This window comes from Acidovorax radicis N35, assembly GCF_000204195.1.
GTDB classification, from domain to species: domain Bacteria; phylum Pseudomonadota; class Gammaproteobacteria; order Burkholderiales; family Burkholderiaceae_C; genus Acidovorax; species Acidovorax radicis.
On record NZ_AFBG01000008.1, the window covers coordinates 110,020 to 122,280 of the forward strand.

The following is a 12,261-nucleotide window of genomic DNA, read 5'->3' on the forward strand; positions in this document are numbered from 1 at the left end:
TCACTGGGTCGGCCTCAATAGCCCGGAGCTTCCTTCGCGTACTCAGGCGATGTTGACGGTGAGATTCGCCGCGTAGCCGCTCGCCACACTCCCACTGATGGCCACCATCTCCGTGCTGGTGCCGTCGCTGAACACGTTGTCGGCGGCGAAGCTCGCCACCGAACTGTTCTGGCCCTTGGCGCTGTACAGCGTGCTGTTGTAGACCGCCGTCGTCGCGTCCTGGGGGAAGGCCAGTTGGGTGGTGGCCGTGGCGGTGACGCTCAGGTTGTCGTTCAGATAGACCTGGGCGTGGATGTGCGTGATGCGGCCTGCGTACCAGCCGGGGTAGATGGTGGTGAAGGTGACCTGGCCACTGCTGTTGGTCACCTGGATACCGCGCAGATACGTCAGCCCCGCCTGGCCCGCATTGGTGCCGGTGCTGTAACCCGAGTAGAGGCCATCCTTGTCGCAGTGCCAGATGTAGACCGCTGCACCGGACACAGGTGTACAGCCATTGCTCACATCCTGCACCGTCAGCGTGACCGTCAGCGGTACGCCGGTTTTGCCCTCGGTGATGTTGCTGCGCACCATGGCCGAGTTCGACAGGATTGCCAGCAGTGGATAGGGCCCCTGGGTCTCGGTGGCCGTGAGTGTGCAGGTGCCCGTGGCGGCGCGCGTGGCCACCACCGTGTAGGTGCGCGCCGTGACGCCATCTGCAGCCGTCACCACGATGCTCAGTGTGTTGCTCCCCACCGCCAGGGTGATGGCGGATGACGCCGATCCGCTGGCCACCGTGCTGCCGTTGACCGTGACCTTGGCGCCACTGCTTGCAGTGGTCGGCGTAAGGGTCAACGAAGCCACGGTGTTGGAGATGGCCGCCGTATAAGACGTTGTGGCCGCCGCAAAGGATGGTGACAGGCTGCCGGACGACAGGACCAGCGCAGACAGGCTCGCGTCCGTGGACACCGAGGCTGCCGCGCGTGTCACCACCACGGTGGTGGTGCTGCTGGTGCCGCCGTCCTGCGCGGTCACGACGATCTTGACCGTGTTGCTGCCCACCGCCAGCGCGATGGCGCCGGAGTTGCTGCCGTTGGCCACCGCCACGCCATTCACCGAGACCGTGGCCGCCGCGCTGGTGGCCGTGGGCGTCACGGTGACCGAAGCGACGCTGTTGGCGACCGTGGCGGTGTAGCTGCTGGTGGCGGAAGCGAAGGCCGGCGTGAGCGCCCCAGCCGACAGCACGAGTGCTTTGAGCGAGGCATCGCTGGACACCGTGGTGGCGGCCCGCGTGACAACGATGGTGTAGCTGCGCGTGGTGACCTTGTCCTGGGCGGTGACGCGCACGGTGAGCGTGGTGGTGCCTACGGCCAGCGAGATGGCTGCCGACGCGCTGCCGCTGATCACGGCCACGCCATTGATACGGATGCTTGCGGCGCTGCTGGTGGCCGTGGGCGTGAGCGTGACCATCGAGACGGCATTGGCCACCGCCACCGTGTAGGCCGTGGTGCCCGCCGCAAACGTGGGCGACAGCTCGCCCGACGACAGCGTGAGTGCGCGCAGCGACGCATCTGGGGACGCACTGGCCGGCGCCCGCGTGACCCGCACCGTGTAAGTGCGCGCGGTGCTGCCATCGGCCGCAGTGACGACGACCGACAGCGTGTTCGCTCCCTCGGCGAGGGCCACCGTCGCCGTGCTGCTGCCGCTGGCCACCGTGGTGCCGTTGACCTGGACGCTGGCATCGGCGCCCGCAGTGGTTGGCACCAGCTTCAGCGACGCAACGGTGTTGGCCACCGCCAGGTCGTAACTGGTGGTGGCCGCATCAAACGCCGGGCTCAACCCTTCTTCTGACACGCTCAGCCCGGAGAGCGCCGCATTGCTCGACGTGCTGGAACTGCTGCTGCCGCCACCTCCGCACGCGCTCAAGGTCAGCGCCGTGAGCGCGCCCACGGTGCCCAGTGCATTGCGACGCCGGGTGAGAAGAGGATGGGTTGCGTGTGTCATACAGGGGCCTTCAGAAGATTGGGGATAGGGAGTCAAACCATGCAAATGGCAGATGCGCCACCCGCGTTTCTGCCTGCCAATTGGGGAGACAAATGGGAGACGCCGCCCAGCGTTGTCTCACTGCGGCGGCGCCCGGTCCGTTGCACCCTTCCCAGCCATGCCCCTGCTTTTCGTCCGCACCCGTTGCAAGCCTGTTGCAACGACGGGCAAAAAAAAGGGATGGCCCGCTAAGGCCATCCCGCACCCTGCCCAGCAAGGGCAGGTCGACGGATTGCTCGCTCAATCCACCTTGATATTCGCCGCCTTGATGACCTGCGCCCACTTTTCGACTTCAGCCTTCTGGAAGGCGGCAATCTGCGTCACGTTCAGGTCGGCCGGCTCCATGCCAAACCCCTTCAGGCGGTTTTGCATGTCGGGCTGGGCGAGGATCTTGCGGATCTCGTCGTGCAAGCGCGTGACAACGGGTGTGGGGGTGCCGACGGGCACAAAAATCGCCTGCCACGACTGCACCTGGAAGTCGGCCAGGCCATTCACGCCCGATTCGGCCACGGTGGGCACATCGGGCATGGAGGCCAGGCGTTTGGGCGAGGTGACGGCAATGGCGCGCAGCTTGCCGCTCTGGATGTGCGGTGCAGCGACTACCGTGGTGTCGAACATCATGTCCACCTGGCCGCTGATCACGTCCTGGATGGCGGGGCCGCTGCCCTTGTACGGGATGTGCGTGAACTTCACGCCCGACTTGTAGGCCAGCAGTTCCACAGCCAGGTGCTGCGAGCTGCCGGTGCCGGCGGAGGCCGACGACAGGCCGCCCTCCTTGGCTTTGGCGGCGGCCAGCACGTCCTTGAGCGTCTTGTGTGGGCTGTTGGCGGCCACGACCAGCACCACGGGGTTGGTACCGATCAGCGTGACGGGGCTGAATGACTTGATGGGGTCATAGCCCAGCTTCGGGTACAGGCTGATGTTGATGGCGTGGGAGCTGACGGTGCCACCCAGCAGCGTGAAGCCGTCAGGTGCGGCGCGCGCTGCGGCTTCCGAACCAATGCTACCGGCCGCGCCACCCTTGTTCTCGACCACCACGGTGGTCCCCAGGGCGGTGCCCAACTGCTGGCCGATCAGGCGGCCGAGCGTGTCGGTGGTGCCACCAGCGGCAAACGGCACCACGTAGCTGATCGGCTTGCCCGTGGGCCAGGTGCCCTGGGCGGCGGCGGGCAGGCCGATGAAGCCCACGGCCGCGGCAAGGGCCGCTGTGTGAATGAGGGTTCTGCGTTGCATGAAAAGTCTCCTGGTTTATGGATGGTGGATGGATGGACCGAATGGAGGAACCGCTCTGGCGTTTCTACGGTTCAGGCCGTCTCAAGGCAGGTCAACGATCTCGACCCAGTTGGGGTTCTTGCCCGCAGGCACACGCGTTGGGGTGCCCGGGATGCCGGTGGTGGGATCGATGGGATGCAGCGAAACCTGGTGGGACTCTTGCCCCGCCGCGATCAGGAACCGGCCCGACGAATCCACCGCAAAGCCGCGCGGGGTTTTTTCGGTGGGCACCTGGCCCAGCGGTTGCAGCTGGCCCGTGGCCGCGTCGATGCGGAAGCTGCTGAGCGTGCTCGAGGTACGTTCCGACGCATACAGCGTGCGGCCATCGGGCGACAGGTGAATGTCGGCCGCCCAGGGCTTGCCGGTAAAGCCGGCCGGCAGCGCTGTGGTGCGCTGCACCGCGCGCAGCGTGCCGCGCGTGGCGTCGTAGGCCATCACATGGACGGAGGCGTCCAATTCATTCAGCAAATAGACAAAGCGCTGCCCCTTGTCCCACACGAAGTGGCGTGGGCCCGCTTTTTCAGGGGTCACCGTGGTGACTGCCGGCTCGTTGGCGGTGAGCTTGCCGGTCTCGGCATCGAAGCGCCAGGCCGAGAGGTTGTCGCCGCCCAGGCTGGTGGCAAACACGTGGCGGTTGGCGGCATCGGCATGGATGGCGTGCGCGTTGGGCGCCGTGGTGATGAGCTGCTGCACAGCGCCCACCGCCCCATCCTTGCCAATGCTGTTGACCGTGATCTTGTGGCCCGGGTAGGACGCCGCAAACAGCCAGCGCCCCGTGGCATCGGTATCGATATTGGCCATGCTGTCGGCCAGCGGGGCCTCGCCCAGCTTGCGCAGCTTGCCACTGGCGGGGTCGATCGCCAGGCTCACCACCCGAAACGGTTGCGAGCGCAGCGCCACGTACAGCACCTTCTTGTCCGGGCTCACAGCCATGGGCATCGCCATGCCACCCAGCGCCGTGGTGTCCACCGGCTTGAGCGCGGCGGCGCTTCGGTCCAGCTCGAACACCGACACATCCTGGCTGTCTGCGTTGGAGACATAGACCCAGGTGACCGCCCAGGCGCCGGGCGTGGCCAGGCAGGTAGCGGCAGCCAGTGCCAGTTGCGCCGCCCGGGTGCGGATGCGAAGTACAGCGGTCATTGCCATCTCCTGAAGTGATCGGCACGGTGATCGCAGCCACCGCTTGCCATGTGGGTGTTCATCCGCCAGCTACTGACCGGGACTCGGTGTGGTCGGCGGAGTGTCTTGGGTTTTGCCATACGTTATATGTTGTCGTACAACAAGAGTTGCATTGTCGCTATAACTTCCAACTCTTCATGCAGGGATTACCCCAATTTTGCAGACTGCCGCTCGCGGGACTTTGCCGGCGATGCCATAGGGAAATTCGCGTAAAAATGCTGGTAGAAACCCTGATTTTTCACCTAAAAATATCCCAATCCCCACCATTCCTATTGCCATTTTGCAATCTTAGTTGTACGATGACTAACAACTTAATTCACGGAGACATTCCATGACCCTGCGCCGTAGAGCCGCCTTTCTGGCGTGTATCGCCACCCTTGCTGCGGCCTCTGCCACCGCACAGACCGCCGAATGGCCTGCCAAGACCCTGCGCATCGTGGTGCCCTACCCTCCAGGCGGCAGCTCGGACATCATTGCGCGCTCCATCAGCCAAGTGCTGTCCGAATCGCTCAAGCAGACGGTGATCGTCGAGAACAAGCCCGGCGCCAATGGCAACCTGGGTGCCGACTTTGTGACCAAGGCCGAACCCGATGGCTACACCCTGCTGCTGTGCGACGTGGGTGCGCTGGCCATCAGCCCCTCGGTTTACACCAAGCTGTCGTTCGACCCTTCCAAGGACCTGCGTGGCGTGACCATGCTGGCGTACTCCCCCCACCTGTTGGTGGTGCACCCTTCGGTGCCCGTCAACAACTTCAAGGAGTTGGTGGCGTATTCGAAAAAGAACGACCTGAACTTTGCCGTGACGGCCACCGGCAGCGCGCCGCACGTAGCGGGCGTGGCGCTGGAGCGCGCCAGCGGTGCAAAGTGGCAATACATCCCCTACAAGGGAGGCGTTACCGCCATTCAAGACACCGTGGCTGGCCAAACCCAGATCCTGATGAACGGCATGCTCGCCACCCTGCCCCAGGTGCAGAACGGCAAGCTCAAGGTGCTGGGCGTTTCCAAAGCCACGCGCATGCCGCTGATTGGCGATGTGCCCACCCTCGCCGAACAAGGCGTGGCTGGTTTCGAATCGGGCACATGGCAAGGCATTCTGGTGCCACGCGGCACCCCGGATGCCATCGTGCAAAAGCTCAATAAAGCCCTCATCACGGCCATCCGCGCTCCCGAGATCCGCTCGCGCCTGGCCGGCCAGGGTGCTGAAGTGGTGACCATGACCCCCGCCGAGCAAGACCAGTTCTTCACCAAGGAACGCGCACGCTGGGCCACCGTGGTGAAGGCCGCCAACATCAAGCTCGACTGATTTCCCACTTCGAAGCTCCAAGGCTTTCAAGGTTTTTCTCACCAGACCCACCATCACCATGAACCCGCAAGAACTCAAATCCATCATGGGCTCCGGCCTGCTGTCCTTCCCCATCACGGACTTCGACGAGCAGGGTGAATTCCGCCCCAAGACCTACATCGAGCGCCTGGAGTGGCTGGCCCCCTACGGCGCCAGCGCCCTGTTCGCCGCTGGCGGCACGGGCGAGTATTTCTCGCTGTCCGGCCCCGAGTACGGCCAGGTGATCAAGACCGCCGTGGATACCTGCCGCGGCAAGGTGCCGATCATTGCCGGTGCCGGTGGCCCCACCCGCACGGCCATCGCCCATGCCCAGGAGGCCGAGCGCCTGGGCGCCCACGGCATCCTGCTCTTGCCCCACTACCTGACCGAAGCCGGCCAGGAAGGTTTGATCGAGCATGTGGCTGCGGTCTGCAAGAGCGTGAAGTTTGGTGTGATCGTCTACAACCGTGACCGCACCAAGCTCACGGCCGATTCCCTGGCCATCCTGGCCGATCGCTGCCCGAACCTGGTGGGCTTCAAGGATGGCGTGGGCAATATCGAGACCATGTCTTCCATCTTCATGAAGATGGGCGATCGTTTCTCGTACCTGGGCGGCCTGCCCACGGCCGAGGTGTATGCAGCGGCCTACAAGGCGCTGGGCACGCCGGTGTACTCGTCGGCGGTGTTCAATTTCATCCCCAAGACGGCGATGGAGTTCTACAAGGCCGTGGCCAGCGACGACATCGCCACGCAGCACAAGTTGCTCAAGGAGTTCTTCATGCCTTACCTGGCGATTCGCAACCGGGTGGAAGGCTACGGTGTGAGCATCATCAAGGCGGGCGCCAGGATCGTGGGCCATGACGGCGGCCCGGTGCGGGCTCCGCTCACGGACTTGAAGCCCAGCGAGATGGAAGAGCTCAAGGCACTGATCGACAAGCTCGGCCCGCAGTAAGCACCCCGAAAAGTGAGTCAAGGGCCTGGTTTTCCAGGCCCTTTTTTCCAGCGATTTCCATACACCTCACACCACGCGCCTGGCCGTGCACGGGCGCGTGGTGCCCGCACGGCACGCCAATACAACACCATTACGGAGACACACCACATGCTCAAGACTCTCATCCTCGCCGCAGCCGGCGCCCTGGCCCTTGTCACGCTGAGCGGCTGCGCCACCCACGCGACGACCACCGCATCTGCCGGGTCCGAGCAGGCCGTGGCCGCTGCTGCCGAACGCCTGCGCCTGGCCATGATCGACCCCACACCCGCCGCGCTGGCCCCCCTGGTGGCAGACGACCTGAGCTACGGGCACTCCGGCGGCCGTGTGGACACCAAGGACAGCTTCATCGGCGACCTGGTCGCAGGCAAGTCCGACTTCGTGACCATCGCCATCTCCGACCAGACTATCAAGGTCGTGGGCCACACCGCCATCGTGCGCCACACCCTCACGGCTGACACCAACGACTCGGGCAAGCCCGGCAAGGTGCAGATCAAGATCTTGGGCGTGTGGCAGCAACAAAGCGGGCAGTGGAAGCTCCTGGCCCGCCAGGCCGTGCGCACGGCGGCATGATGTAACCCGCAGGGCCGCCGCGTGCGGCCCTTTGTTTTTGCACTTCAGCTCAACGAAGCCCATGACAGAAAATTCCCAGCCCCGCATTCTGCAAATCGGCCGCCTGCCCCTTCCCGCGCTGGAGGCCGAACTGGCAACCCGGTACCACGTCGCCTGTCTGGCCGACCAGCCCGATCCGGCATCCTTTCTGGCCGCACAGGGCGCGGAATTCACCGGGGTGGTGACGACGGCATCCATCGGCCTCAAGGCCGAGGTCATTGCCGCCCTGCCCCGTTTGCAGGTCATCAGCAGTTTCGGCGTGGGTTTTGACGCGTTGGACATCGGTGCTGCCAAGGCGCGTGGCGTACAGGTGGGCTACACACCCGGCGTGCTCAACGACTGCGTGGCCGACATGGCGTTTGCGCTGATGCTGGATGTGTCGCGCGGCATTGCAGCCAGTGACCGTTTTGTGCGCCGCGGCGAATGGCCCCAGGCTCGCTTCGCACTGGGAACCCGGGTGTCGGGCAAGCGCCTGGGCATTGTGGGCATGGGCCGCATCGGCCAGGCGGTGGCTGAGCGCGCCAGCGGTTTCCGCATGGAGGTGGGCTACCACAACCGACGCCCGGCCGAAGGTTGCTCACTGTCCTATTTCGAGTCGTTGACTGCGCTTGCGCAGTGGGCCGACTACCTCGTGCTGACCGTCGCCGGTGGCTCTGGCACGCGCCACCTCGTCAACCGCGATGTGCTCAACGCCCTGGGCCCGAACGGCTACCTCATCAATGTGGCGCGCGGCAGTGTGGTGGATGAGGCCGCGTTGATCGAAGCGCTGACCGAACGCCGCATCGCCGGTGCCGGGCTCGACGTGTTCGAGAACGAACCCAGCGTGCCCGACGCGCTGATGGCGCTGGACAACGTGGTGCTGACCCCGCACACCGCCAGCGCCACCCACGAAACCCGCCGCGCCATGGCCGACCTGGTGCTGGAGAACCTGGAATCCTTCTACGCCACGGGTGCCGTGCGCGTGCCCGTACCGGTCGCCTGATGTAAAAAAGCCCTCGCCGGCATGCATCGGCGAGGGCCTAGAAACGCGCGCGCCAGGGGCGCGCCGTCCCGGTTACTTCAACACACCCTTGGAGATGTCCATCACCATGCGCGTGGCCAGGTACAGGCGCGGCACGATGGTGTTGATCTGCACGTACTCGGCGTCGTTGGAATGGGCACCGTAGCCCGACAGGCCCATGCCTTCCACGACGGCTCCCTTGGTCTTCAATGCAGCAAACGCCGCATCGGTCCCCCCGCCCGTGGCCTTCTCGACCACGCTGAGCGGCAGGCCCAGTTCCTGGTAGATGACCTTGCCGTAACCCGCCACGCGGCGCGATGCCTCGCTGGCTTCGAGCGGCGGGCGGCGCACCTCGAACTTCACGTCCACCTTGGAGGCAGGAATGAGCTTGGTCTTGATCTTGTCCTGCAGCGCCTTCTCCAGCCCGTCGAAATCGGCAACCTTGAGGGCCCGCGCATCGGCCTGGGCCGTGGCTTCGGCGGGGATCACGTTGCGGTTGGTACCGGCCTTGGCAACGGTCCAGTTGAGCTTCAGACCCTCGTCGGTCTTGGACAGGTCCTTCATCTGCAGCAACTGGTGCGACAGCTCGTACAGCGCATTCACGCCGTCTTCGGGCTTGGCGCCTGCATGCGATGCCTTGCCTTGCACGGTGATGTAGGCCGCGCCGATGCCACTGGTGGCCAGGCGCAGGGTGCCGTCGGTGCCGCCGCCTTCGAACGAGAGCACCACGTCCTGGTCCGACGCCACGCGCGTGATAGTGCTGCGCCATCCGGGCGAGCTGATTTCCTCGTCGCCGTTGATCAGCACGGTGAGCGTGCCGTAGTCCTTGAAGTTGAGCTTTTGCAGCAAGGCCACGGTGTGGATGATGAGCGCGATGCCCTGCTTGTCGTCCGAAATGCCCAGGCCATAGGCCTTGTCGCCATCGATGCGGAACGGCTGGCCTTTGAGCATGCCTTTCAGGTACACCGTGTCCATGTGCGCGATGAGCATGATCTTCTTGCTGCCCGTGCCCTTGAACACGGCCTGCACGGCAGGGCCCACCTTCTCGGGGGTGTCGTCGAGGCGGTAGATGTCGCTGGTTTGCAGCACATCCACCGTGCCGCCCAGTTGCTTGAGCTGGCTGGCAATGCGCTCGGCGATCTGATTCAGGCCTTCGATGTCCTTGCTGCCCGACTCGATATGCACCAGGTCACGCAGGGTGTCGAGCAGCGGCTGCTGCTCCTTCTGGGCCAGCGCATGGACATCAGCCACCGGCGCAGCGTGGGCCACGGCGGCGGCAAACGCCAGCGCCAGCGAGGCCATCAGGGGGCGGACAAACGAAGGGGCTGAGTGTGGGCGGCGCTGCGGATGGTGCATGGTGCGAAGGCTCGGTGAAGGGATGAGGAAAGCGATTATGGAGTCTTGCAACACCAATTTCAAACACTGATCCTCCTTGCAATGTTTCGGTCAGCGCCTGCGCGCCAGACTCAGCCCGCGGGCGCAAACACCTCGGGGCCCAGCCGTGACCTGTGGCCCCGGGGTTCGAACAGCCACATGCCATACAGCGGCAGAGATTCCGCCAGCCGCAGGGGCGCCACCAGCGTGGACGCGCCGCCCAGCAACGCAGGGTGCGGCACAACAGCCAGCAGATCGGACTGCGCCACCAGGTGCAACAGGCTGGCAAAGTCGGGGCAGCGCACGGACATCTTGGGCGCGGGCATGCGGCGCACACGGTGCGCTTCCGTCAACACATCCACCGGCCCGCTGACACTGGGCCCCACACACGCCCACGCAGCGCCCTGCAGTTGCGCCAGCGAATGGGCCCGGACCCATGGGTGGCCCTTGCGCGCATAGACCTGGGGATGCAACTCGTACAGGGGGCGCTCCGTCACATCGGGATGCGCAAACTTGCGCGGTTTGGGGGCAATGACCGCATCAAAGCGCCGCTGCAGCAGGCCTTCCAGCAGACTGCCTTCATCGGCCGTCGCCATCTCCAGCGAGCGCCGGGCGTTGGGCAGGCACCAGCTGGCATACAGCAGCGGTCCACAGACCAGCGCCGCTGAAGACGTGAGCCCCACCCGCAGCAGGTATCGGTCTGCCGCAGCCACTGACGCGCGGGGCAGCGCCTCCACCCCTTGTGCCAGGGGCAGGGCCTGCGCAGCCACGGCCCGGGCCAGGTCGGTGGGCACATGGCGGCGCCCCTCGCGCACCAGCAAGGGCTGCGCGAAGTGGGCTTGCAGCGCCTTCATGCCATGGCTGATCGCAGGCTGCGACACGCCGCAGGCCTTGGCCGCCAAGGCGAACGAGCCTTGTTCGATGACCGCGTGGAGGTATTGCAGGTAGCGCAGATACATAAACACCTTTTATGTATAAGCCACCATTGTCTCTTGTCGTGCGGCGCGGAGTTGGCGAAGCTACGCACTCCACTCCACGCCCTTTGCATCGCCACGTATGAGCCATACCCCCATCGATACCGTCCGCACCTACCTCGCCCACCTGCATGCCAGCCACACCGACGGGCTGATTGCCTGCTTTGAAGAGGATGGCGTGGTGCATTCGCCCTTTCTGGGCACCATGCGCGCGAGCGACTTTTTCCAAAAGCTCGCCCAGGCTTCCAGCGGCAGCGTGATCACCGTGCTGGATCTGTTCGTCTCCGCGCAACCAGACAACGGCGGCGCCGTGCGGGTCGCCGCCTATTTCCGCTACGACTGGACTTTGAACGATGGGCGAGAGGTGACGTTCACCTGCGTGGATGTGTTCACGTTCGACGCGGGCAGCACCCGCATCCGCGACATGAACATCGTCTACGACACCCACCCGCTGCGCGAGGAGGTGGGCGACAAGTACGCGCCTGATCCGGTCACAACAGCTCCACGCCCTTGAGCGTCACAAAACTGGTCTCGCGCGTCACCTGCACAAAGTCCTGCAGATACGCCTTGGCCGACAGGCTGGGCAGGCAGGCTGCGTGCAGCTCGCCGCGCAGGCCTTTGTCGCCAGGTCCTGCCGCAATGGGCCGCGCCGTCACATAGCCCCGGTCCAGGTAGCTTTGCACCGCCCACAGCGGCAGCGCTGCCACGCCGCGCCCGCTGGCCACCAGCTGTAGCATGGCCACCGTCAGCTCGGTGGTACGGCGCGGGGGGCGCACACCGGCGGGCTCCAGCACCTGGCGGATCAAATCGAGCATTTCGTCGGGCACGGGGTAAGTGATGATGGTCTGGTCGGCAAAGTCCTGCGCCACCAGATGCGGCTTGGCCACCAGCGGGTGTGTGTTGGCCAGCAGCGCGCGGATCTCGAAGCCAAACAGCGCGTGGTAGTCCACGCCCGTCTCGTCGGCATCCACCTCCGACACGATGGCCACATCGGCCCGGCCCTGGTGCAACAGGCCCACCGGGTCGGCGTGAAAGCCGCTCACGATGTCCAGCTCCACCTCGGGCCAGCGGGTGCGAAAGGCGTCCATCGCGGGCATCAGCCAGTCAAAGCAGGTGTGGCATTCCACCGCAATGCGCATCTGCCCACCCTGCCCCAGCACCAGGCGGGCGATGTCGCGCTCGGCGCCTTCCACCTGGGGCAGCATGGCATCGGCCAGGGCCAGCAGGCGTTCACCCACGGCGGTGAACTGCGGCGGCACCGATTTGCGCTCAAACAGCGGCTGGCCGTAGCGGTCTTCCAGCAGCTTGATCTGGTGCGACAGCGCCGACTGCGTGAGGTTGAGCAGCTGCGCGGCCCGCACCAGGCTGCCGCTGTCGCGCAAGGCCACCAGCGTGCGCAGGTGGCGCACTTCCAGGATCGACTGGTTCATTATTAATTTTCAAGTTGATCGACTAAAACTTTCGTTTGAATAATAAACGAGCCCGCACGACCATCGGTGCCTTCATTGCATTGCTCCATTCA

At 65.0% G+C, this 12,261-nt stretch carries 11 protein-coding genes; 5 read left to right on the forward strand and 6 right to left on the reverse strand.

Translation table 11 applies throughout. The features are described from left to right. Window positions 1-42: 42 nt before the first annotated feature. From ARADN35_RS27155 to ARADN35_RS0103430, 3 genes are all read right to left on the reverse strand, one after another. Entirely contained in the window at window positions 43-1,980 is a 1,938-nt protein-coding gene (locus ARADN35_RS27155; RefSeq protein WP_010458979.1) for a cadherin-like beta sandwich domain-containing protein, read from the reverse strand. 279 nt (window positions 1,981-2,259) lie between these two features. Further along, complete coding sequence (locus ARADN35_RS0103425; protein ID WP_010458981.1) at window positions 2,260-3,252, reverse strand: Bug family tripartite tricarboxylate transporter substrate binding protein; 993 nt, start codon at window positions 3,250-3,252, stop codon at window positions 2,260-2,262. An 81-nt stretch (window positions 3,253-3,333) separates the two neighbouring features. Continuing rightward, complete coding sequence (locus tag ARADN35_RS0103430) at window positions 3,334-4,431, reverse strand: lactonase family protein (RefSeq protein WP_010458983.1); 1,098 nt, start codon at window positions 4,429-4,431, stop codon at window positions 3,334-3,336. Between the two features lie 370 nt (window positions 4,432-4,801). On the opposite strand from ARADN35_RS0103430, the gene ARADN35_RS0103435 reads away from it, so the two are divergent. The 4 genes from ARADN35_RS0103435 to ARADN35_RS0103450 all read left to right on the forward strand — a co-directional run bounded on the left by ARADN35_RS0103435 (window position 4,802) and on the right by ARADN35_RS0103450 (window position 8,373). Further along, entirely contained in the window at window positions 4,802-5,773 is a 972-nt protein-coding gene (locus ARADN35_RS0103435) for a Bug family tripartite tricarboxylate transporter substrate binding protein (RefSeq protein ID WP_010458985.1), read from the forward strand. Window positions 5,774-5,831: 58 nt separating this feature from the next. Then, a complete protein-coding gene (kdgD, locus tag ARADN35_RS0103440) occupies window positions 5,832-6,743 on the forward strand; it encodes a 5-dehydro-4-deoxyglucarate dehydratase (protein WP_010458987.1) in 912 nt (303 codons plus the stop codon). A gap of 147 nt (window positions 6,744-6,890) precedes the next feature. Continuing rightward, window positions 6,891-7,352 carry a nuclear transport factor 2 family protein gene (locus ARADN35_RS0103445; RefSeq protein WP_010458989.1) on the forward strand — a complete coding sequence of 154 codons (462 nt, stop codon included), beginning with the start codon at window positions 6,891-6,893 and terminating at the stop codon, window positions 7,350-7,352. A gap of 61 nt (window positions 7,353-7,413) precedes the next feature. Further along, window positions 7,414-8,373, forward strand: coding sequence for a 2-hydroxyacid dehydrogenase (locus ARADN35_RS0103450; RefSeq protein WP_010458991.1), 960 nt, complete (start codon window positions 7,414-7,416; stop codon window positions 8,371-8,373). Window positions 8,374-8,445: 72 nt separating this feature from the next. Here ARADN35_RS0103450 and ARADN35_RS0103455 read toward each other — a convergent pair whose 3' ends face one another. Continuing rightward, window positions 8,446-9,747 carry a M20/M25/M40 family metallo-hydrolase gene (locus ARADN35_RS0103455; protein ID WP_035198031.1) on the reverse strand — a complete coding sequence of 434 codons (1,302 nt, stop codon included), beginning with the start codon at window positions 9,745-9,747 and terminating at the stop codon, window positions 8,446-8,448. A gap of 110 nt (window positions 9,748-9,857) precedes the next feature. Beyond that, window positions 9,858-10,724, reverse strand: a complete 867-nt coding sequence (locus ARADN35_RS0103460; RefSeq protein WP_010458995.1) for a LysR family transcriptional regulator — start codon at window positions 10,722-10,724, stop codon at window positions 9,858-9,860. A gap of 97 nt (window positions 10,725-10,821) precedes the next feature. Here ARADN35_RS0103460 and ARADN35_RS0103465 point away from each other — a divergent pair, with 97 nt between their 5' ends. Next, window positions 10,822-11,253, forward strand: a complete 432-nt coding sequence (locus ARADN35_RS0103465; protein ID WP_010458997.1) for a nuclear transport factor 2 family protein — start codon at window positions 10,822-10,824, stop codon at window positions 11,251-11,253. Here ARADN35_RS0103465 and ARADN35_RS0103470 read toward each other — a convergent pair. After that, window positions 11,231-12,169: a LysR family transcriptional regulator gene (locus ARADN35_RS0103470; RefSeq protein WP_010458999.1), complete on the reverse strand. Its 939-nt coding sequence runs from the start codon at window positions 12,167-12,169 to the stop codon at window positions 11,231-11,233. The genes ARADN35_RS0103465 and ARADN35_RS0103470 overlap by 23 nt on opposite strands. Window positions 12,170-12,261: the final 92 nt, after the last annotated feature.

Excerpts from the sequence above, each read along its gene's own strand:
- ARADN35_RS0103445 (WP_010458989.1), top strand. The coding sequence starts at position 6,891 with ATGCTCAAGACTCTCATCCTCGCCGCAGCCGGCGCCCTGGCCCTTGTC.
- ARADN35_RS27155 (WP_010458979.1), bottom strand. The coding sequence starts at position 1,980 with ATGACACACGCAACCCATCCTCTTCTCACCCGGCGTCGCAATGCACTG.
- ARADN35_RS0103465 (WP_010458997.1), top strand. The coding sequence starts at position 10,822 with ATGAGCCATACCCCCATCGATACCGTCCGCACCTACCTCGCCCACCTG.
- ARADN35_RS0103425 (WP_010458981.1), bottom strand. The coding sequence starts at position 3,252 with ATGCAACGCAGAACCCTCATTCACACAGCGGCCCTTGCCGCGGCCGTG.
- ARADN35_RS0103470 (WP_010458999.1), bottom strand. The coding sequence starts at position 12,169 with ATGAACCAGTCGATCCTGGAAGTGCGCCACCTGCGCACGCTGGTGGCC.
- ARADN35_RS0103450 (WP_010458991.1), top strand. The coding sequence starts at position 7,414 with ATGACAGAAAATTCCCAGCCCCGCATTCTGCAAATCGGCCGCCTGCCC.
- ARADN35_RS0103460 (WP_010458995.1), bottom strand. The coding sequence starts at position 10,724 with ATGTATCTGCGCTACCTGCAATACCTCCACGCGGTCATCGAACAAGGC.
- kdgD (WP_010458987.1), top strand. The coding sequence starts at position 5,832 with ATGAACCCGCAAGAACTCAAATCCATCATGGGCTCCGGCCTGCTGTCC.
- ARADN35_RS0103455 (WP_035198031.1), bottom strand. The coding sequence starts at position 9,747 with ATGCACCATCCGCAGCGCCGCCCACACTCAGCCCCTTCGTTTGTCCGC.
- ARADN35_RS0103435 (WP_010458985.1), top strand. The coding sequence starts at position 4,802 with ATGACCCTGCGCCGTAGAGCCGCCTTTCTGGCGTGTATCGCCACCCTT.
- ARADN35_RS0103430 (WP_010458983.1), bottom strand. The coding sequence starts at position 4,431 with ATGACCGCTGTACTTCGCATCCGCACCCGGGCGGCGCAACTGGCACTG.